The sequence below is a fragment of the Paenibacillus profundus genome (assembly GCF_021369635.1).
GTDB lineage: Bacteria > Bacillota > Bacilli > Paenibacillales > Paenibacillaceae > Paenibacillus_B > Paenibacillus_B profundus.
This window is the reverse complement of the sequence record NZ_JAJNBZ010000014.1, coordinates 32,579-54,589: the sequence shown is the minus strand read 5'-3', so window position 1 is coordinate 54,589 and position 22,011 is coordinate 32,579. Positions and strand designations below refer to the sequence as shown.

General features: G+C 51.0%; 19 protein-coding genes. 17 read left to right on the top strand and 2 right to left on the bottom strand.

From position 1 onward, the window contains the following. The first annotated feature begins 71 nt into the window (after nt 1-71). The 12 genes from LQV63_RS16920 to LQV63_RS16865 all read left to right on the top strand — a co-directional run bounded on the left by LQV63_RS16920 (nt 72) and on the right by LQV63_RS16865 (nt 16,549). On the top strand, nt 72-1,916 hold the full coding sequence (locus LQV63_RS16920) for a CHASE2 domain-containing protein (protein ID WP_233697613.1): 1,845 nt from the start codon (nt 72-74) through the stop codon (nt 1,914-1,916). 588 nt (nt 1,917-2,504) lie between these two features. Then, nucleotides 2,505-4,523, top strand: coding sequence for a FecR family protein (locus LQV63_RS16915; protein WP_407672935.1), 2,019 nt, complete (start codon nt 2,505-2,507; stop codon nt 4,521-4,523). A gap of 137 nt (nt 4,524-4,660) precedes the next feature. Further along, complete coding sequence (locus LQV63_RS16910; protein ID WP_233697611.1) at nt 4,661-6,307, top strand: stalk domain-containing protein; 1,647 nt, start codon at nt 4,661-4,663, stop codon at nt 6,305-6,307. A 29-nt stretch (nt 6,308-6,336) separates the two neighbouring features. Beyond that, entirely contained in the window at nt 6,337-7,782 is a 1,446-nt protein-coding gene (locus LQV63_RS16905) for a L,D-transpeptidase family protein (protein ID WP_233697610.1), read from the top strand. A gap of 486 nt (nt 7,783-8,268) precedes the next feature. Then, nucleotides 8,269-9,363 (top strand): quinone-dependent dihydroorotate dehydrogenase, encoded by a 1,095-nt coding sequence (locus LQV63_RS16900; RefSeq protein WP_019424299.1) that lies wholly within the window; start codon nt 8,269-8,271, stop codon nt 9,361-9,363. Nucleotides 9,364-9,445: 82 nt separating this feature from the next. After that, nucleotides 9,446-10,255, top strand: a complete 810-nt coding sequence (locus tag LQV63_RS16895) for a GTP pyrophosphokinase (protein WP_019424300.1) — start codon at nt 9,446-9,448, stop codon at nt 10,253-10,255. Further along, the gene (locus LQV63_RS16890; protein ID WP_233697609.1) at nt 10,252-10,674 is read left to right on the top strand and encodes a DUF309 domain-containing protein; all 423 of its coding nucleotides are present in this window, start codon (nt 10,252-10,254) and stop codon (nt 10,672-10,674) included. Before LQV63_RS16895 ends, LQV63_RS16890 begins: the two co-directional genes overlap by 4 nt. A 294-nt stretch (nt 10,675-10,968) precedes the next feature. Next, nucleotides 10,969-11,745, top strand: coding sequence for a DeoR/GlpR family DNA-binding transcription regulator (locus LQV63_RS16885; protein ID WP_233697608.1), 777 nt, complete (start codon nt 10,969-10,971; stop codon nt 11,743-11,745). Beyond that, nucleotides 11,738-12,970 carry an MFS transporter gene (locus tag LQV63_RS16880; protein WP_233697607.1) on the top strand — a complete coding sequence of 411 codons (1,233 nt, stop codon included), beginning with the start codon at nt 11,738-11,740 and terminating at the stop codon, nt 12,968-12,970. The genes LQV63_RS16885 and LQV63_RS16880 overlap by 8 nt, the downstream gene beginning before the upstream one ends. Nucleotides 12,971-13,201: 231 nt before the next feature. Next, complete coding sequence (locus LQV63_RS16875; RefSeq protein ID WP_233697606.1) at nt 13,202-14,401, top strand: FAD/NAD(P)-binding oxidoreductase; 1,200 nt, start codon at nt 13,202-13,204, stop codon at nt 14,399-14,401. A 64-nt stretch (nt 14,402-14,465) separates the two neighbouring features. After that, a complete protein-coding gene (locus LQV63_RS16870) occupies nt 14,466-15,911 on the top strand; it encodes an MBL fold metallo-hydrolase (RefSeq protein ID WP_233697605.1) in 1,446 nt (481 codons plus the stop codon). A 260-nt stretch (nt 15,912-16,171) separates the two neighbouring features. After that, nucleotides 16,172-16,549, top strand: a complete 378-nt coding sequence (locus LQV63_RS16865) for a hypothetical protein (RefSeq protein ID WP_019424306.1) — start codon at nt 16,172-16,174, stop codon at nt 16,547-16,549. 150 nt (nt 16,550-16,699) lie between these two features. Here the strand turns inward: LQV63_RS16865 and LQV63_RS16860 are convergent, their stop codons facing one another. After that, on the bottom strand, nt 16,700-17,506 hold the full coding sequence (locus LQV63_RS16860; protein ID WP_233697604.1) for a DUF1836 domain-containing protein: 807 nt from the start codon (nt 17,504-17,506) through the stop codon (nt 16,700-16,702). A gap of 225 nt (nt 17,507-17,731) precedes the next feature. Between LQV63_RS16860 and LQV63_RS16855 the strand changes: the two genes are divergently transcribed. From LQV63_RS16855 to LQV63_RS16835, 5 genes are all read left to right on the top strand, one after another. Further along, complete coding sequence (locus tag LQV63_RS16855) at nt 17,732-19,018, top strand: hemolysin family protein (RefSeq protein WP_019424308.1); 1,287 nt, start codon at nt 17,732-17,734, stop codon at nt 19,016-19,018. Between the two features lie 193 nt (nt 19,019-19,211). Continuing rightward, the gene (locus LQV63_RS16850; RefSeq protein ID WP_233697603.1) at nt 19,212-19,853 is read left to right on the top strand and encodes a GNAT family N-acetyltransferase; all 642 of its coding nucleotides are present in this window, start codon (nt 19,212-19,214) and stop codon (nt 19,851-19,853) included. Nucleotides 19,854-19,953: 100 nt separating this feature from the next. Then, the gene (hxlA, locus tag LQV63_RS16845) at nt 19,954-20,586 is read left to right on the top strand and encodes a 3-hexulose-6-phosphate synthase (RefSeq protein WP_019424310.1); all 633 of its coding nucleotides are present in this window, start codon (nt 19,954-19,956) and stop codon (nt 20,584-20,586) included. A gap of 5 nt (nt 20,587-20,591) precedes the next feature. Further along, on the top strand, nt 20,592-21,149 hold the full coding sequence (hxlB, locus tag LQV63_RS16840; RefSeq protein ID WP_233697602.1) for a 6-phospho-3-hexuloisomerase: 558 nt from the start codon (nt 20,592-20,594) through the stop codon (nt 21,147-21,149). Between the two features lie 119 nt (nt 21,150-21,268). After that, nucleotides 21,269-21,649: a winged helix-turn-helix transcriptional regulator gene (locus tag LQV63_RS16835; protein WP_019424312.1), complete on the top strand. Its 381-nt coding sequence runs from the start codon at nt 21,269-21,271 to the stop codon at nt 21,647-21,649. 176 nt (nt 21,650-21,825) lie between these two features. On the opposite strand, the gene LQV63_RS16830 is transcribed toward LQV63_RS16835, so the two are convergent. After that, the coding region (locus LQV63_RS16830; protein WP_233697601.1) for a hypothetical protein at nt 21,826-22,011 on the bottom strand (186 nt) is incomplete at its 5' end.

The window sequence follows — 22,011 nt, the reverse complement described above, 5'->3', positions numbered from 1 at the left end:
CAAACGAAATGACTATATCATTCTATCAGTATTACGTTGTAGGTGTGGTTCATGTTGTAAAGGAGAAGCGAATGAAAAAAATAGCTGTACCGATGCTAATCGTTGGCGTCTTGAGCATGATTACGGCGTACTTGTACAGCTACGGCAATGGCGGCGTGTTCCAAATGGTGGAGCATGCGTTTCGGGACGCCTTGCGTACGAAGAGTGTCGAAGAGCAGATCCCCGACGACAGAATCAAGATTATTGCTATTGATGAAGCGTCATTGCAACAATTGGGACCGTTTCCTTGGCCGCGAGCGGTGTATGCCGAGCTTGTAGGCGAACTTATGCAAGCCGGCGCTCGGGCGGTCGCGTTGGATCTGCTGCTGATTGATCCATCCGAAGAAGTGGAAGACGATCGCGCCTTATCCGAACAATTGAGCAAATATGCACACATCTACTTGCCTGTGCAAGTGACGCTGCGCTCGCTCCAGCCGGATGGCCAATCGCTTGTCGTGGAGCGCGTCGATCGGCCCGCCCCTTCCATTCAGATTGATCCAGGACAACTCGGGCATGTGAACGTGCTTCCGGATTCCGACGGCGTTATCCGCAATATGAGCTTGGGACTGCCTGACGAGCAGGGGATGATGCTCCCGTCGCTCGACATACTTATGGCCAACCGGCTCTTGCCGAAGGATCAGCAGATTCGTTGGGACCCTAATGACAGTGGGTGGTACCAGGGGAGGGAACGAATTCCGACAGACAACCGCCACCAAGTTGCCATCGATTTCTTCTCATCACCTTATGGATACGGGGAAGAAGCGATGAACGGGTATGACCGGCAATCATTCTGTGATGTGCTGTCTGGAATTGTAGATCCTGCTTATTATAAGGACACGATTGTACTGATCGGCCCTTATGCGACTTCACTCAGCGACCGTCATATGACTCCGCTGAGCCGTTCGATGACGCTTTATGGCGTGGAAATTCACGCTAACATGATTCAATCTTTGGTGGAAGGACGGTTCTATAAAGAAGCTCCCTTCGGATGGAGCGTGTTCGCCTTAATTACGGGCATCTCTGCGGCCGCTTGGTGCGCGTATCGGATTCGCGGCGTGCGTGGAGCTCTGTGCGGATTGAGCATGGTCGTCGGTTACACTCTCATATGGGTCGGGATATATAGTATTGGGGCGGTATTTATTCCGTATTTAACGGAAGTTATCGGTATGTCCGCGGCCTATATCTTAGTTATAGCGTACCGCAGCCGGGAGGACAGGCGTGCGCGCCAACAAGTGGAAGAATTGTTCGGACGCTACGTTTCTCCGGCTGTCGTGACGGAACTGCTGCAATCCAATGTTCCGATTCGGGCGGGGGGCACGAAGTGCGACATTACGGTTATGTTCATTGATATCCGCGGATTTACTCCGCTGTCCGAGCGGCTGGAGCCGGAACGGACGATCCAAGTGCTGAACCAATATTTACACTTGTGTGCGGAGACCATTTTTCAGCATCATGGCACTCTCGATAAGTTCATTGGTGACGGAGTGATGGCTATATTTGGCGCCCCACACACATTGGATCGACATGCAGAGCACGCTGCACGTGCGGCCATGGAGTTGCAGCACCGCTCGGAAGATCTGTACCGTAAGCTATCTGCAGAGCTTGATGTATCTGTACGTTTTGGTATCGGTATCCAAAGCGGAGAGGCGGTGGTCGGCAATGTCGGTTCGGAGACGTTGCGGCTTGACTACACGGCGATTGGCGACACCGTCAATGTAGCGGCACGGTTGGAGTCGCAGGCGAAGCCGGGACAAGTGCTGGTTGGTGAAGAAGCGAACCGACGCATTCAAGATGCGTTCGAGACCCAATCGATCGGGCCGCTTCGGTTGAAAGGCAAGGCGGAAGCCGTCATGGTGTATGAGCTTATATCAAAATAATTGTAAGTCCGCTTGCTGCTGTATGAGGTAAACTAAATTGTTCTCCTCGATCCGTAGTCGAGGAAGCCCCATTGGAAAGCATACAGTAAAATGTACGGATGGACGGCTAAACGGCATGTGGACTGTATTCTGTCCAATGGAAACTTGCTGCTTTACAGCGATTGCTGTCGATGAGTGCCAAACCATCGGGAAAATTCAAATGAAGCCTGCCATGAAGTGATATATCATGCTGGTTCACTGTACATAATCCAATGTAAGATGAGAAAAGGAAAATAGGGTTAAGGCTGTAAACTTGCTTTTTCTCTTAGCGGAGGAGATAGATTGGGTGAGTATGGATGTCGTCCAATTTCGATTTAATAACTGAAAAATTTTTAGATGCAAATTGTTTAGTTCAACTTTTATAGTTGAGTCGGTAAACGCATTTTTTGGAAGATCATGACTCACGTGGTTAAAAATTTTATAAATGGAATTTTTTACGATCACAGAAACAGATGGATAGGATCAGGAGACTTTTTTACATTTTCATGAAAAGAAGAACACACATATGACGGAGATGTTCAAAATGTCCGATATGTAAAGGAGAGGAGGATGAAAGTGAAACGAATTGCAGCGTTGAGTCTGGCGTTCGTCTTCTTATTTGTCACCTTCATCGGTCCCGGTGTGGCGAAAGCCGCAGATAAAGCGGTTCGGGTTGCGGTGGTGAAAGAATGGACAGGGAGCGTGACCGTCTCGAAATCTGGCGGGAGCAAGCCGCTTCAAGTATTTAAGAAAATGAGCATCAACCAAGGGGACCGTATCGAAACCGGACCGAAATCGCGTGTCGTGCTGCAATTGGCAGGCAATGACGAGGAGGATGAGCTGACTATTGGCGCTGATGCGGATGTCAGCTTCACGGAGCTTAGTGATAAGGATGGGGTGAAGACACGAATCGGTGTATTGGCCGGTTCGGTGTTCGCTAAGGTGAAATCGATAACGGGAGCGGATGATCGCTTTGAGTTAGAGACGCCGACGGCCGTTATGGCCGTACGTGGAACGCAATTCGGCGTCTATGTGCATCCCCGGTTAGGATGGACGCAGCTGCACGTTACAGCAGGTGTTGTTCAAGCGGAATACTCGGCTGCAACCGAGATTGGCGGGAATGATCGCCCGGCAGGTGATAGAACAAGCACGTTAGAACAGGTGAATAACCAAGACAAGACAGCGAAAAGGGATGCAAAGGGTGATACGGCGCTTATTACGCTAGAGCATCAATTCGTATACCCGGCGCAAAGCGCCACGTTCCTGCCGGCGGGGGGGCATGGCATAGAGGTTCTGTACGGATATGCCAATATCAAAGCGCTGCTTGCCGATCTCGATCTGGCCGTTCTGCGAGCGATGGTCGCTGGTTATGCGGAAGCCGCCAAGGAGAACGAGCAATATGTGCAGGCTTGGCAAGCCGCTGGATGTACAGTGGATTCCTCTGGTTCAGTGAACGTGTCGTGCGAAATATTGAAATCGTTCAGTGAATTAGGCGGCGAAAGATTGAACAATCAAGCTTCAGAGAGCGAACAAGGCTATGAAATTCGCGTCGCACACAATATGAAGGCGTACTTAGCCGCTCTAGTGCATGCTGCAGTAGATTCTGGCATGCTTACTCGGCAGGAAGCAGATGCGAGCCGGATTCCATGGCAGAAGGCGGCGCTGCAGCTCAATGACAACGAGCGGCAGCAGCAGCAATGGGTTCTGAAGCGCCTCAAGCAGTGGATTAATGATCAGCATCAGCAGATAACATCTACTTATGATGCTGATGCTGCATATCAGATCTCGGCTGAACAGCAGAAAATGGACCGTCACGTTCAGGAGCAGGTAGAGCAGAAGTATGCCGATGCTTTAAGTCCGTCAGATCGGAAACGGTTCGAGCATGATTTGAAGCATGCCCGATTAGAAGTTTGCGAGAATGCATATGAGAATGCGGTATGCCGATTGGAGTCACCGACAACAGACAGTTCTTCGGGAAATGGAAGCGGGGGAGTGATTACTCCGAACCCGGATCCTAAACCCGATCCGAAGCCAGATCCGGATCCAAAGCCAGACCCAGACCCAAAACCAAAACCAAAACCCGATCCGAACCCAGATCCAGATCCGCAGCCCCAAGCTCATGTATTGGAGCTTGCCAGTGGTGTCGATCACACAGCACCCAACAGCAGGGTTGTTGTTGATACGGTGCTGAAGCGATTGACGGCGAAGTTGGATGTAGTCGCTGTGGAGTTCACGGTGGAAGTATCCGGAGGCACGTTGGATACTGTGGAATTGAATGATAATAAAGCGCGCTATCGTCATGGCGGAAGCAAATTCGAAATCGCTCATCATCCTGACGATTATGACAAGAGCAACAGCGTAGATTCAATAACGCTTGCGGGTAACCGGTTCGTGTACCGATTAATCATAACGACACCGGATGCGGTATCGCTTGAAAGCGATGATCAAATCCTTAGTCTGCCCTATATAGCAGGCGGCAGCGGCACGATGTCTCTGAAGCTGTCTGAGGTCCGCTTCTATAATGCGACCGGAACTCTACTAGAAGTAAACACGATGGACAAGCCGCTTGAAATCAAGGTGAATCCGTAACAATGGAGGGATAATCACGGATGAATCCAAAACACAGTAAATTTAGCTGCTGTTACTGTATGACTATACTGCTAGCAGTATCTGTTCTCGGTATGAGTATCGAAAGTACGGGATACGCATTAGGGGCAACTACAGACTTGAACCAGCGTTCGACGGCAAAATGGGACGACAAATCGATGGAACGTTTTGAAACGCCAGCGGTGAATTGGAAGTGGTGGAAGACGGGACCACAGTGGTATGAGGTCGTTCATTGGGCCGGAACAGGTGTATCGGGTTGGAAGGATGGTCTGAAAGGAGAGGCTGAATTCCGCTTCCCTACCGGACTGATGGCCGAGCCAGACGGTTCGCTTCTCATAGCAGATACACGTAATCATCGCCTGCGGAAGGTGAATGAAGGAGGTCAAGTCCGTACGGTTGCGGGGACGGTAGCTCATACCAGCGCCGACACAATACCGAAGGGGGGCTTACGTGACGGGGGCGCCTCACAGGCGATGTTCAATGAACCTGTCGGTATGGCGAAGGATAAAGCGGGAAACCTGTATATCGCAGATTCAGCAAATCATGTTATTCGTAAGCTTGACCGGGATGGCCGTGTTACGACTGCAGCCGGAGACGGAGTGGCGGGTTGGCGTGATGGATCAGGGACGTCAGCACGCTTCAATCAGCCTCGCTCCATCGTCGCAGCCAATGACGGTACGCTGTATGTGGCAGATACTCTGAATCACGTTATCCGCCGCATCGATCCGAAGGGGAACGTCAGCACCTTGAATGCGCGCTCGGAGCGGATAGTGGAGTATTCACCAGGTGCGGTAGCTGCAGCTGGGGATTATCTCGACGGAGCGCTTGCGCAGGCCCGATTCAATGAACCAAGCAGTCTTGTTATGAACGCCGACGGTCAACTGATTGTAGCCGATACGGGCAATCATCGGATCCGCCTCATTGACGTAGCGAAGCAAAGCGTTACTACGCTTGCTGGGAACAGTTCAACCGCCAACTATTCCAAGCATTTTCCTAATGCGTCTTTATATGCGGCGGGTGGCTACCGGGATGGAAAGGCGAGCGAAGCGCTCTTCAACGGCCCAACAGGAATCGCGCTCACGGATGAAGGCGGTGTTGTTGTGGCGGATCGTTGGAATCACGAGATCCGTTATGTGTATAAGGGAAGTGTGTGCACGCTGAGTGGGCAAGCGGAACAAAGCGGGGATGCGGATGGGGTGGCCTCATTCGCCGAATTCCACGAACCGGCAGCGGTCGCCGTGCTGCCGAACGGCACGATTGCTGTAGCGGATGCCTTTAACAACGCAATCCGCCTCATTCGCCGCTACGAGCTCCCGCAAGGTGTCATTCCTTCGGGCAGAGAGCTTGGCGTAAAGGACAAAGATATTCAGCTTGTCTATAATCGGCGATTAATCAAGACGGATGCAGCACCCGTCATTCAGAACGGCCGCACGTTTCTGCCATTGCGTGTGGTGGCGGATACTCTTGGTTACAAGACAGAATGGTCAGCAGACGGTCAGGTTCGTTTCTCGTTCGGAGAGATAGAATTCGAGATGAAAGCAGGGAGCAAGCAGGCAGTGCGACGGGAACACGGAACGGTATCGGAATTGCAATTGCAGGATGCCCCGTTCGTTCATGAGGGCCATATCGTCGTTCCCGTACGGTTTGTCGCCGAACAATTCGGATTTCATGTTCAATGGATTACTGAAGCGCGAGCGGTTGTTATTCGCGATCAGATCTATGTACGCTACGCAGCAACGGGATCACATTTTCCGCCGCGTCGTTAGCAAGCAGACAATAGAAGGAGGGGAGCGAAGTGCCGCCGGAATCAGACGCGAAGCATCCGCAATGGACCGAGAAAGACCAAGCCTATATGAAACAGTACATCGAGGCGCATCCGGATAACCGTATGGCGTGGTACTTGTTGGGCAAACAGTACGAGCGCTCCGGTGAGCAAGGCAAAGCCAATTACTGCTACAATCAAGCAGGCGAGATTTACAAAGCATTCGAAAATGTGCCGCTCCCTTCCGAGACCGTCGAGGAATGGGCTAAAAAGCGCGAAGAGCAGGAGAAACTCCGCCGTTCTCGCCGCAGTCTGGTGCGTCTAATTCTATTTGTACTCTTGTTTTTCATTATGATAGGAGCCATACCGGGCGGACAAGCATCGGCACCGTCTTGGCCGATGAAGGCAGCCGGAGAGCAGGCCCCCTCTGACAAGCGCGTCGGGAAATCTAAGGCTGCCGCAATATCCAACGGTGAATCCAATGAAGCGGCACAGCAAGCCTTTCTGGTTCCGGCTTCGGATGATGGCGCGTATGCCGCTGCGGTGAAGCGGGTATTCGGAACTTCCGTTGATGGAGAGTGGAAGAAATACCTTGTGAATATCCCAACTTATGATTCGTGGTGGCTATGGTCGCACTCGCTCCATGCGATTCTTCAGGCTGAGTCAAGCGAGGAAATGAATCACATTATGGTCACGCCGCTCCAGGATCCTAAATGCAATTGTGGCGAGGAGCAGGAGCAGGCAAGTTCATTTGTGAGCGGTTGGATACAAGCCAGCGAACAGCGGTTAGTTGCCAAGTCGGCATTGACCGCTATGGTTCGCCGTCACGGAACCTCTCCGAACGAGTGGGGGAAGCTTGCTAAAGGCTATCCTTCCAATGTGGTGTCTGGTACGTCAACGGAAGTCGAAACGGCATATGACAGCGTATATAAGCAATACAAGGACGGGGTGCAAGGGAAGAAGGCGGACCCGAAAGCAGCAAAGGAACACGCGTTGAAGCGGGTATGGAGCGACCAATCTGATCCTTTCCGGGAGCCGTTGCGCATCGTAGTAGACAAGAAGCGCCATCGATTGGCGGTCGTGAGTGGGAACATTATCGTTCGCAATTATAAAGTTGGGCTTGGAGGAAAGCGGACGCCGGAAGGGCGGTTCCAAATTACAGAAAAAGTTGTGGATCCGAACGGTTCTTCTACCGGTGACTTCGGAAGCCGCGGCATGACGTTATCCGACTCGTTATATGCCATACATGGTACGAATGAGCCAGATAGCATCGGTAAGGACAGATCTCTAGGATGCATTCGCATGCTGCGTGAAGATGTTGAGGAGTTATTCGATATGGTTCCTATCGGTACGGAGGTAAGCATTGGAACGGATCTGCTTCCGGAGCAGCCAATCGTGCCTGACACAGAGAAGCGCTATCGCTTGGATTTAACGCCGAAGCAGGACAACCCGAAGAAGATTTACCGTTGGTTGGATTAAGAAGTAAGAATGTGAAAGAGCCGGGTCCACAAGGAAACTTGGAACCTGGCTCTTTGTCCGTTCGTTGTATTAAATTATCCATTCGTAAAAAGTAAAATTGAGACGATAATGACAATAAGCACCAGAACTCCCCCGAGCCAATACAGAGCTTTCTTGTTCATTACTTCATTTGATTTGGTCGGTATTGTTGGAGGTTTTCGTTTCGTTGCCATAGGTCATCACCTTTCATCGTAGTAACCCTATCTATAGTTGTATTGTAATCGGTTTCTAAGCAAAAGGCCAGACATGTCTTAGGGACAATACAGACTTTTCTTTTTAGGAAGAAAGCTTTAAACTATTTCATAGAGCCTAATGCCGCTAGAAGCTATGTATACATATACCACCATTTGGGAAAAATGAGAGGCGCATCTTCTGCGGTATGGTAACTTCACGCATGCTGTCAGTACCATGGCTTGAATGTATGGCATAATGAACGGAGTGGAACCTTTGTTGTATCGCACTATTGCTAAACCGTTATTTTTCAAAATGGATCCTGAACAAGCGCATCATCTTGTCATCGGAGGAATGTCAAAGGCCGCTAAAATACCGGGAGGGCTTGCCCTGATGCGGGGAATGTACGGTATCAAGCCGGACCCTGCCTTGACGAGTTCCTTGTTCGGCTTAACCTTCGACAGCCCGATCGGACTTGCGGCCGGACTCGATAAGAACGCGGAAGCCGTGCGCGGATTTTCTACCATCGGTTTCGGGTTCATGGAGGTAGGAACGGTGACGCCGCAAGGACAGCCGGGCAACGACAAGCCGCGCATGTTCCGACTGCCTCCGGATGAGGCACTCATTAATCGCATGGGCTTTAATAACGAAGGAGCGAACGCGATGCGCGCGCGCCTCTCTTCCTTAACGGCAAGACCAATTCCGATATGGGTGAATATCGGTAAAAATAAAGTGACTCCGAATGAGGAGGCACATGAAGACTATTTGAAGTGTGTCCGGGCTTTATATGACGTTGCGGATTTATTCGTCGTGAACATCAGTTCTCCGAATACCCCGGATCTACGCAATTTGCAGCATGGAGATGAACTAAAAGCGCTGCTGCAGGCGGTTGTGACAGAAATGAATGAGCAGAATTCGGCACGTGGCCGCAGCAAGGCCGTCCTCGTAAAAATTGCTCCGGATGTGTCCGACAGCGAGCTGGAGCATATGACCGAGACAATTGTGAATAGTGGCGTATCCGGTATTATAGCTACCAATACGACGTTGTCACGCATGGGGGCTTCCCATGTGCACCGATTGGAGACGGGGGGCTTAAGCGGCAGGCCGCTGGCGGAACGGTCTACCGAAGTGATTTCACAATTGTATCAAATGACGAACGGATCGATACCGATTATCGGCTCTGGCGGGGTCTTCACCGCTGAGGATGCTTACCGCAAGATTCGGGCTGGGGCTAGTCTGGTGGAAATATATACAGGGCTCATATATAGAGGACCGGGTATTAATCGGGAATTGGCATCGGGGCTTAAGCGGCTGCTGGCGCAGGACGGGTTTCAGCATATTTCCGAGGCTGTCGGCGCGAATCATCGTTGAACGGGGCATAGACTTCTGCAAGCTAGTCATAGACATCGCCTATAACATAAAGTAACGGGTGGAATGGACAGGAGGCGTTCACATGGACGGAAGAGATTGGGGAAAATTTTTGCTGCCTTATGAACAGGCCGTCGAAGAACTTAAGGTCAAATTCAAGACGATGCGCTCTGAATTGAAAAAACGTGAGGAGTACTCACCGATTGAATTTGTGACTGGACGCATTAAACGTATCTCCAGCATACTTGACAAGGCGAAGCGATTGAACGTTCCACTTGAAGAGTTGGAGCGGGGGATTGAAGATATTGCTGGTATACGCATTATGTGTCAATTCGTTGATGATATACATCGAGTGGCTGAGTTTATCCGCCACCGCAAAGATATGAACGTTCTTTACGAGAAAGATTATATTACGAATTACAAAGAAAGCGGGTACCGCAGCTTTCATATGATTGTAGAATATCCCGTGCAAACGGCGCTCGGCCAAAAAGTCGTGCTGGCAGAAATTCAGATTCGAACGCTAGCCATGAACTTCTGGGCTACGATTGAACATTCGCTTAATTATAAATATAAGGACAGCCTGCCGGACGATGTCCGCGACCGGTTGAAGACGGCAGCCGAAGCCGCATTTATTCTCGATAATGAAATGTCCAGCATCAGACAGGAAATTCTGGTCGCGCAGAGCAGCTTTGAAGACAAGTCCAAAATTGTGCATAACTGTTTGGCATTTATTCAAGAGCTGTATTACTATCATCGAATCTCCGAGGCGATCCAGCTTCAAAATCGTTTCAATGAGGTGTGGGAGCGGAACGATATAGACGAGCTCAAGCGGCTGGAAGAGGATATTATCGCTGAAATGCAACGGGCGAAGAAGAACGGAGATCCGATTGAATGAGCGAAATGGCAGATGAGCCGTTAATCGCATATGACTGCTTGTATGTCCAGTTCATCAAGCTGTTCAATGAAAAGCGGGACTACTACGCTTGTCACGATGTCATGGAGGAACTGTGGCTGGAGGAAGGGCGCAAGCCGTTGCTGCAGGGGCTTCTGCAGATAGCTGTCGGGCTGTATCATTTTCAGAATGGCAATCATCGGGGTGCCATTAAGCTGCTTGAAGCAGCCCTTGACAAGCTGAGCTTGCATCCTGAATACATAATGGGCATTCATCTGGAGAAGCTTCGTCATGACGCGGGGGAGATGCTGGCGCTGCTGCTGCGTTCACCAGAACTTCCACCGTTCTGCGACCTCACGATCGTCATTGCGGACGAACGATTGCAGCAGGAAGTCGATACCGCGATTCTCCCGCCCGAATAATGTGAAGGGACGCTGCACGATGTGCGCCGTCTTAGCCTGTTGAGAAATCTCAACAGGCTATTTTTTATTTGTTTTCTTTGTTTATTCACCGCATTAATGTATTGCGCTGAGTTTGGTTAAGTCATGGTTATGCAACAATCGCAACAATATTTAGTCATGTGCGCATACCATCATCCTAGAACATTTCGCCTCTTGACAGCTGCCGGTTCTTACTTATAATCATTACTATCACTTATTATTGCTTAGTATAACTTATTAATACTTAAATTAACTTAATTGATGGGAGAGAAAGGCATGTTTCAAGAGGAACGGCTCGTCGCTATTCTGCAACATTTGCAGGTCAATAAGCGCATAGAAGTCGACGAAATCTGCGAGCTGCTGAGCGTGTCGCGCGATACGGCCAGACGGGACATCATCAAGCTGGAAGAACGGGGTTGCATCGTCCGCACCCGCGGCGGAGCCATCCTGCCGACGATATCGAAGGAAATGCCGAACTATGAGCAGCGTCTGCAGAAGGAGACGACGTCCAAGCAGGCGATCGGCCGCTTGGCTGCCTCCTTGCTTCATGATGAGGATTACCTGTACGTCGACTCTTCCACGACCGTTCGTTATGTAGGGGAATATATGACGACCAAGCGGAACGTCGTCGTTACCAATTCCATCGACATGGCCGGCATGCTGGCGTCAAAGGACGAAGCGCGGATTCATCTGCTCGGCGGTCTGCTGTATAACGGACAGCGCATGGTTTATGGCGCCCGTGCCATCGAAATGATGTCCGACTACCACCTCGATAAGGCGTTTCTCGGCACGTGCGGCCTTTCGCTGGGCGGCCTGACGACAGACTTCGAGGAGGAGAGCTATCTCATCCGTCAAGTCATACGGAAGGCCGATCAAGTCATCGTGCTGGCCGACCATTCCAAGTTCGGCAAAACGATGTTTCACCGTGTGACCGGATTAGAGGACATCGACCTTATCATTACGAACCGGGAACCGGACGAGGAATGGAAACGGCAGCTGCACGAGGTCGGCGTGGAACTGGTGGTAGCGGACGGAGGTGAGCGGCATGATTAATCGGCTCATTTGGATGGGCTGTCTATCGTACGTCGTAACTGGCGTGACGCTCGTTATTATGGGTGCCGTCCTTCCCGAGCTGCTCGCCCACTATGGGTTGAACTACACCGATGGCGGGGTGCTTATATTCGTGCAGTTCATCGGGATGCTCATCGGCGTGCTCGGCATGCCGGCCGTCTCCCGCAGGTTCAGCCGCAAACGGGGCGTCATGCTGGGGCTTCTCCTTATCAGCGTTGAACTGCTGCTGTTCTTCCTTCCGCCTTGGCCGGTCGTCGTTCTGCTGGCCGGACTGGCCGGTGCCGGAGCAGGGCTGGTGGAATCATGCATAGGCACGATTATTCTCGTGGCCGTTAAGGAACGGCAGGCCGTCGCCATGAGCAAGCTGGAGGTGACTTTCGGCATCGGCGCTTTGACGATTCCGTTCGTGGCGAGTTTCTTGATTGCGCGCGGCATATGGGCCTACTCGTTCCTGCTGCTGGGCGTGTGCGCGCTGGTGACGGTCATCGGGTGGCAGAGGCTGTCGTTCGGCAATATCGATGCAATGCTGACCCGCACGGTGGAACGGGGCAACCGAGAGACGAAGCCGACTGCGTATACTGGCAAGGGCCTGCCGTTTCTTGTGCTGTGTGCCGCATTTTTCATGCTTTACGGGGGAAGCGAAGTATCCGTTGTTCATTTCTTCCCGTCTATTTTTATCGAAAAATGGGGCATCGCCAGCTCCCAAGCGACGCTGACCGTTACCGTCTACTGGCTCGCGATGGTTATAGGGCGGGCGTTGTGCGGCGTGCTCGCGGAGAAGCTGACGTATTACCGCTTCCTCTGGCTGACCACTTCGGGGAGCTTGCTTGTGCTGCTTCTGTTGCCGTTCAGCACGCAGGCATGGGGCGGCTTCGCTATCAGCTTCCTGCTCGGGCTCGGGATGGCGGGCATGTTCGCGGTCATGCTTATCTATGCCAACCAGGCGCTGCCTGGCATGACGGAGCGGACGACAAGCATCCTGCTGGCTGCCAACGGGCTTGGCGGCTCGCTCATGCCGATTGCCGTCGGATGGATGATGGATGTATGGCCGGTGCAGACCGTGCTGTGGCTCTTCGTCGGAGTCATGTTGACGATGCTGCTGCTCGTGTTCGTCTCCAGACGCTGGCAGGGGCTGACGTCGATGACCCGTTCGACGGGCCCTATCAGCGAAGCGGGGATAGCGTGCGAGGAGGCGCTGTACGAGTAGTCGAAATGGGTAAGGACGACTAGCAATTCCGGCTGCCGGGCAACGGGAGCGGAATTGCTTTTTTGCCGTGCAATCATAGGAACCGGATTCCAGCCATATAATTTGACCATTGGTGCAATAACACTTTGCTTGCGCACATTTTCTTACAGTGGAATGCATGATTACGTCTTATCGATTCATTATCCATCCTGAAGCAGGCTAGCAGCATTTGGGAGCAGAGGAGGGCAAGTGATGCCGAGACAACTTCACTATGCCGTCGCCATCGTCGGGGCGGGCAGCGCCGGATTGTCGGTTGCAGCCCGCTTGCTGCGCGCATCGAAAGGGCTTCACGGTTCAGTCGCACTTGTCGATCCGCAGACCAAGCACTATTATCAGCCGTTGTGGACGCTCGTCGGCGGCGGGATCGTCCGCAAGGAGATGACGGAGCGCAACCAGAAATCGCTTATCCCGAAGGGCGCCGACTGGCTGCAGGAAGCAGTCGTGCGCTTCCATCCGGATGAGAACCGCTTCGTTACCGGGGCTGGAACCGAAGTCCGATACGATGTCCTCGTCGTTGCGGCGGGCATCCAGATTGATTGGGACCGGATTAAGGGCTTGAAGGAGAGCATCGGGCACGGCGGCGTCTGCAGTAATTATGATTACAACTACGTGGACAGTACTTGGAAGTCCATCCGCGAATTCCGGGGCGGCACCGCCATCTTCACGCAGCCGAACACGCCGATCAAGTGCGGGGGTGCGCCGCAGAAGATTATGTACCTGGCCGACGATGCGTTCCGCCGGTCGGGTGTCAGAGAGAAGACTGACATCGTCTTCGCTTCGGGCAATGCAACCATCTTCGCCGTTCCGAAGTATGCCGAAGCGCTCAACCAGGTCGTGGAACGGAGAAGCATTACAGCGAAGTATAAGCGCAATCTGGTGGAGCTCATCGCGAGCCGGCGGGAAGCCGTGTTCGAGCATACGGACACGAAGGAGCGGGAGACGATTCAATACGGCATGATTCATGTCGTCCCGCCAATGTCCTCCCCGGCCTTCATCCGGGACAGTCCGCTCGCAGACGCGGGTGGGTGGACGGAGGTCGACAAGCACACGATGCAGCATGTCCGGTTCGCGAACGTGTTCGCCTTGGGGGACTGCAGCAATCTGCCTACCTCGAAGACCGGCGCCGCCATCCGCAAGCAGGCGCCTGTAGCGGCCTGTAATGTGTTGAACGTGCTGGCGGGACAGCCGCTAGATGCGAGCTACGACGGATATACGTCCTGTCCGCTCGTGACGGGATACAACCGGCTCATTTTGGCGGAGTTCGATTACGATCTGTCCCCGCGTGAGACGTTCCCGTTCGACCAATCGAAGGAGCGTTATAGCATGTATGTGCTGAAGAAGAGCCTGCTGCCGAAGCTGTATTGGCACGGCATGCTGAAGGGACGCATGTAGGTGGCGGTAATGAGACAGGTATCTCGACTAATAACTGTACCAGAGAAAGGGGAGAGCGGCATCCATGCTGCTGCGTTATTTCTACGATGAGAAGCTGGCCCATGCGTCGTATCTTGTGGGCTGCCAAGCGACGGGGGAAGCAATCGTCATCGACCCGGCTCGCGACGTCACCCCGTATTTGAAGACAGCCCAGGCGGAAGGGCTAACGGTCGTCGCTGCGGCGGAGACCCATATTCACGCCGATTTCGTATCGGGCGCCCGCGAAATGGGGGCAAAGCACAAAGCAACGCTGTACGTGTCGGGCGAAGGCGGACCGGATTGGTCCTATGCTTACGTGAGTGAAGAGAACGGGCATCAGTTGAAGCACTGCCTTGTGAAGGACGGAGATCGATTCAACATAGGCAGACTTGAGTTCGAAGTGCTGCATACGCCAGGGCATACACCTGAGAGCGTATCGTTCCTATTGACTGACCGGGGCGGGGGCGCTGATCGCCCGATAGGTATCTTCACGGGCGATTTCGTGTTCGTCGGCGATGTCGGCCGGCCGGATCTGCTGGAGAAAGCGGTAGGCTTGGCAGGCACGGCCATGGAGGGAGCGCGGCTGATGTTCCAATCCCTACAGCGCTTCAAGCGGCTGGACGAGTACGTGCAGATATGGCCGGCACATGGGGCTGGCAGCGCGTGCGGCAAGGCGCTCGGCGCTGTTCCGTCCTCGACGGTCGGATACGAAAAGAGGTTCAATTGGGCGTTGTCCTTCAACGATGAGCCATCATTTGTGGACGCCCTGTTGGCCGGGCAGCCTGAGCCGCCGACCTATTTTCCGCGCATGAAGCAGGTGAACCGGGAAGGGCCTGCGCTGCTCGCGGATCTTCCCGCACCGGAGTGGATCGAAGGGACGGTTGTTGCGGTTGTAGGCAGCCTCGTGCAAAGAGGTGCGACCGTCATCGACACGAGAACTTCACCGGCGTTTGCGGCCGGCCACGTGGAGGGGACGATCAATCTGCCCTACAACCGCTCCTTTACGTCATGGGCCGGGTGGCTAGTCGATGACGAGCGGCCACTGTACGTCATGGGGGAAGCGGATCAACTGCCTGGGATCGTCCGTGATATGCGGGCCATCGGCATCGATCGAATCGCTGGAACGATAGAAGCTTCGGCGATGTGGAGCGGTGCCCAGTCGGGAGTGGCGGGCTTGCAATCGTACCCCGAGGTAACTCCTGCGGACATTGCCGGCAAGGTAAGTGAAGGGGAGGTGGTGGTCGTGGACGTGCGCTCCGGCGCGGAGTGGGAGGAAGGCCGAATTCCGGGCGCGCGGCACATCCTGCTCGGAACGCTGCCGCAGCGCATTCACGAGGTGCCTGCCGACAAGCCGGTGCTCGTCCAATGCCGGACGGGGATGCGCTCCGCAATTGCGGCTGGTATTCTGCAGGCGCACGGCATCACGAACATCATGAACCTGCAAGGGGGTATTGTGCGATGGCGTGAGGAAGGATTGCCTATAGCAAAGTAAGCTGCCTTCCTAATATTTTGCCCCCTTGTTATCTGAACCAAAAGAGAGGCTCGTCCAAATAGGTCTAAATGACCTATTGGAAAGCCTCTCTTTTTATTCGCTCTATTGAAAGAGTTGTGAGACAAGGCGAATTCCGTCTATAATTCCTATAAAAAAGATAGGAATTTACTGTTTACAAGATATTATATTTTTGTTATATTTAAGAAGAGACAACTTCCAGAATATTGCATCAAATACAAAAACCTAAGGAGTGATTCAAAATGAAGAAATTACTTATTTCCCTGTCAGCGCTGGCCGTTCTGGCTGCAGCTTCGCCGGCGTATGCTTCCCCTGTCGTACCTTCCGAATCGGCGGTTCAGAAAGCCCAACAATTTACCAAGTACTATGCGCTGCGGCCGAATGAAATCAGTGCGCTGGAAGGGATTTATTTAAAGAAAGGCCAGCAACTTACTATTTTTGCCCAAGGCAGCTATGCCTACTATTCGGTGTATGATTCAAGCAATCATCTAGGGACCTTTTTCAATAGCAACGTTGGAAGAATATTCACTGCCACGGAAGACGGCTATCTTTATGTTCAATTTGCCGCCCCTTCTTCGTATACGATTAATCACATCACCGCTACATACCAAATCAACTGAACAAGGGCTCTATTATTATCAAGCTGCATGAAGCAGAGTGCAGCTTGCCGCTAATGAAAAAAAGGTGAATCAGGGATGTCCCTGATTCACCTTTTTCCATATTTTCCGTTATGATTAACAGGCTTGTCTCTCCACCATGTGGGCTGCAGCTCATTCATTCTTTCGGCTGGTTTGGCAAGACAGCAATGTGGCGTTCATATACTTTTTGGCCAAATATTGAAAATAAGTCGTCTGCACGGAAGTGATCGCAATGACAAGCGCATTGCGGATAAGAGTACGGTGGCAGTGAGATTGCGGCGCCAGCTTGCTCATGTGATCATCCGTCTTATTGGAGATAATCAGCTCCAGCATATGGTCATGACGCAGCCGCAGCGGGTCGTGTCCGTGAACGTCAAGCACTTGGTCGTTGTTCCGATCGAGCTCTTCGTAGAGTGTGGCGTAGGCAGCATAGAAATCAAGCGGATGAATCACGTCATCCTCATCCTGCTCCGGGTTCATAAATAGCAGCGCTAGCAAGCTTCGTATCGAATCAAAATGAAGGGTTGCCCGTAGATCCTCTACAATAAGAATGAGGGCGGCTTGCTGCAGTGAATACTTCTTGCCAAGCCGGGGGGAGCCTATAAAGTCTTTAATGTCACGCTTGACCCAATTCTGTATGGATGTGATCGAAAAGTTGGAATACTCTACTTGGTTTCCGAGAGCTGCGATTTCATTCAGGGACAGCCCCTCTTTATGGGAGCGCCCACGCAGTAACTTTTCATAAATGGGCGGTAATGTTGCAGACAGCATAGGAGAAGCGGTTATGTCGAGACCGCTCAGCTGCTGTTGGAATTCCTCCCATGCCTTTTGCAGTATCGCTTGCGGTGCTGGAGATTGCTCCCTTGCTGTATTGTCAGCAGGTTGCAGAGCCATGAGAAGTTCAGACATTTTTTTGCGTGTAATGACGAAGCTATCCATCTTTTAACCACCTGATTATTTTGAAATTGCAATAAGCCTATCATAAGATTTTATCGAATTGAAAGTCAAAGCTGAAAAATAAATAAGAGAACTCGGTTTCGTCAGTGGATTGAACTCATGAAGTCAGATTTGACCCAAAACGACTGGATACTCCCTTTGTTTTCTTAGTTATAAGTTCTTATAATAAGTTCAGATGAACTCGAAATGATAAAGGAGAAATTAAATTTGTCTACAGGTGTCAGTTTTTTCTTGTTTGCTATCTTGATATTATTAACCGGTTTCTTTGTCGCAACAGAATTCGCCATTATTAAAATCCGATCCAGCCGAGTGGATCAGATGGTTATTGAAGGACGCAGGAACGCGCTTGCCGTCAAGCAGGTCACCAGTAACTTGGACGGATATTTGTCCGCCTGCCAGTTGGGCATTACGATTACCGCACTGGGACTAGGATGGTTGGGAGAACCGACGATGGAGAAGGTGCTGCATCCGCTCTTTAACTATTTTGCGCTTCCTGAGCAAGTGAGCTCTGTGCTTTCATTTGCTATCGCGTTCATCGTCATTACGTTCCTGCACGTAGTCGTCGGCGAGCTTGCGCCCAAGACGCTTGCGATACAGAAGGCGGAAGCAATCAGCGTGTTGTTTGTGAAGCCGATTATTTGGTTTTACAAACTGATGTATCCGTTTATATGGATGTTGAACGGGTCGGCGAACGCCATCATCCGCTTGTTCGGTCTCAAGCCTGCGAAGGAGCATGAAGAAGCACACTCCGAAGAAGAGCTGCAGATCATTCTGAACGAGAGCTACGAGAGCGGTAAGATCAACAATACGGAGTACGGTTATGTGAGCCGGATCTTTGCCTTCGACGAATTGCATGCCAAGGATATTATGGTTCCCCGTACGGATATGGTTTGTCTCGAAGTGATAGATACGGTGCAGGACAGCATCTCGACGATCAAACGGGAACAATATACGCGTTATCCAGTTATCCAGGACAGTAAGGACCATGTAGTCGGTATGGTCAACACGAAACAATTGTTTCTCCAGTTCGAAGAGATTGCCGATGCTCCGTTATCAGAAGTGATGCATCCCGTCCTGAGCGTGTCAGAGGCAATTCCGGTGAAGCAACTTTTGAAGCGGATGCAGCAGGAGCGCGTGCATATTGCGATTCTCATTGACGAATTCGGCGGTACATCGGGCATGGTTACGATTGAAGACATTTTGGAGGAAATCGTCGGTGATATCCGGGATGAATTCGATGCCGAGGAGAAGGCTGACATTGAATATATTACGGAAGACCAGATTATCGTGGACGGTAAAGTTCTGCTCTCCGACATCAACAACATGCTCGGAACCGATATCGAGAGCGAAGATATCGATACGATTGGGGGCTGGCTATACGATCGCATTCCCGACAGCAGGAAGGGAAGTCAGTACCAAATCGATGGTGTACAGTTCACCATTCTAGAAAAGGATAAACACCGCGTCCGCAAAATTGAGATCGTAAAAGGATAACATAAATTGCCGCTTTATTCCATCATAGGAACAAAGCGGCTTTTTCTTGCCAGGGCGACGGTGATATGCAACAATTAGGGCGTGTGCGTTCTGTAATTGTTGCGATGCTGGTCTCGAAGCCCCGCATGAGGTTTTTGACTTCATTGTTTTTGCCATAGGCAGCATTATCGGGATCATGTTGAAAAGGAGTGGTATGATGATACAGATAAAAGGATTAACAGAGCTACAGATATATGGGCTCGCCGAAAAGATTGCGGATGGATTTAAAGATAACGCCGGATTTTATTGTTGGGGAGATAGTCCTGAACAAAGAAAATATGTGTTGACTCATTTTTTTAATCTCAACCTTCAGATATTGATCGAAAACGAAATGGCCTACGCGACCTCAGAAAATTATGAGGGGATTTGCGGATTTTGGACAAAAAGCAACGAATTAAAGCTATCGGAAAAGCTGAAGCTGCTTAAGCTGGCAAAAGTGATTTCAGTTAGCAGTTTCTTGAAAATTGCAAAACAGTTTTCTAAATTGAAAAGAGCAGAAAGCTTTGTCAAGGGCGAAAAAGATTACCTTTTTGTATTTATGATTGTGGTGCAGGAACAGTACAGGCATAAGGGGTATATGCGGCAATTGATGGAGTTTGTGATGGGACAGGCGGATGAGAAAAATATACCCTGTATTTTGGAAACGGACAGCCAAAAAAACGAACAAATTTATAGCCACTATGGAATGAAAACGTTGAGCGTTCAACCGTTGGCCGACGATTTAACTTATTATATTATGGCTTACAATATGGATGGCGATCTTTCTGATCAACCTGCAATAGTATCCTCTAAGTAACTACCTCACTTGAAAGTGCCTACTTCCTAAATTGACAGTAAGGCTCTACAATGAGCGTGTAATTCATAATAAATTGACATGCAAAAGGAGTGGCACAATAATGGAACTTCAATTGGCATTGGATCTGGTAAACATTCCTGAAGCCAAGCAGTTGGTAGCAGAGGTTGCAGAGCATATAGATATCGTCGAAATCGGAACACCGGTCGTCATTAACGAAGGGCTGAGAGCGGTCAAGGAAATGAAAGAAGCGTTCCCGTCCTTGCGCGTGCTGGCCGATCTGAAAATTATGGATGCAGGCGGATATGAGGTCATGAAGGCGTCCGAAGCAGGAGCGGATATCATTACTGTTCTGGGCGTATCAGACGACTCGACAATCAAAGGCGCGGTTGAGGAAGCCAAGAAGCAAAACAAAAAGATTATGGTGGACATGATCAACGTGAAGGACATCGAGGAAAGAGCGAAGGAGATCGACGCGCTTGGCGTTGATTACATCTGCGTCCATTCCGGTTATGACCACCAAGCGGCAGGCAAAAACTCCTTCGAGGAGCTGACGGCCATCAAACGCGTGGTCAAGCATGCGAAAACGGCTATTGCGGGCGGCATTAAGCTGAGTACGCTGCCAGAAGTCATTAAGGCCAATCCAGACCTCGTCATTGTAGGCGGAGGTATCACCGGTCAGGGAGATAAAAAAGCGACAGCAGCCGAAATGCAGAAATTGGTTAGACAGGCCTGATTGCTATGGAAACGGTAAAATATGCAGCAGAGATCGTACAGGAACTGCATCACGCGGTAGAACGGATCGCGGAAGAAGAAGCTGAGCAATTGGCCGATATCATTTTGCAGTCGAAGCAGGTGTTTCTGGCAGGCGCCGGAAGATCGGGTTTAATGGGACGGGCTTTCGCGATGCGCCTTATGCATTCGGGGATGAATGCATATGTGGTCGGAGAAACGGTAACTCCCGGCATATCCAAGGATGATGTCCTCATCATCAGCTCGGGTTCAGGGGAAACGAAAAGCTTAATTCCGATGGCCCAGAAAGCGAAGAGCTTGGGGGCATCGGTTGTTACCGTCACGATTAATCCAGAGTCGACAATCGGCAGATTATCGGATGTAGCCGTTATGCTGCCAGGGGCACCGAAGGATAAAGCAAATGGCAGCTATGCCACCATTCAGCCTATGGCGTCATTATTCGAGCAGACATTGTTGGTGTTTTATGACGCGGTTATTCTCCGAATGATGGATAAACGGGGACTGGATTCTGACCGGATGTACGGCAGACACGCCAATCTGGAATAGAGTCGCTCCTCAAGATCGACAGCCATAGGGCAGAGCATGTCAGAATCTCGAACCTCAGCTATACATGAGAATAAACACTTCGTGTTATAGTATTCTACAGAAAGGAGGGGCCGGTACGAATGGCAACAGTAATTAAAGACCGCATTAATCTCAAGGAAATCAATTGTGAAAAAGAACTTACCTTGGCCGTCATCGGGGGCAAATGGAAGCTGATTATATTATGGCATCTTGGGCTTGAGGGCACGAAGCGGTTCAGCGAGTTGAAGAATTTGATCCCGCATATTACGCAGAAAATGCTGACGAACCAGCTTCGAGAATTGGAGGAAGACCAATTGATCTCCAGAAAGGTCTACCCGGAGGTCCCTCCCAAAGTAGAATATTCTCTTACCGAACACGGTCAAAGTCTGATGCCGGTATTGCGGATGATGTATGACTGGGGCAAAAACTACGGTGAGAATGTGATCTGGAAAGGTTCAAAGCCATCTGTTACATGTGAATAGCGGTAGCAAGCTCATGTAATACTTTATTTTAACTCCTCATGTTCGCCTTTATTAGGTTGAAACGTGGGGAGTTTTTTGTAGCGAGAAAATATATTGTCACTGGCTTTCCCTAGCCAAAATTTGCAGCCTGATCCATAGAGTTTTCACGCTTCCGTTTAACGTATCTCGACACTTTTTCACGTATTCTCATCAACCCCCAACCTCGCTGTACCCTTTTGTTCATTCTCCCAGTGGTTCAGATTGAGCAGGCAAGAGTCGTCAAAAGCGTTCTTTAGTTCACTCTCCCAGTGGTTCAGATTGAGCAGGCAAGAGTCGTCAAAAGCGTTCTTTAGTTCACTCTCCCAGTGGTTCAGATTGAGCAG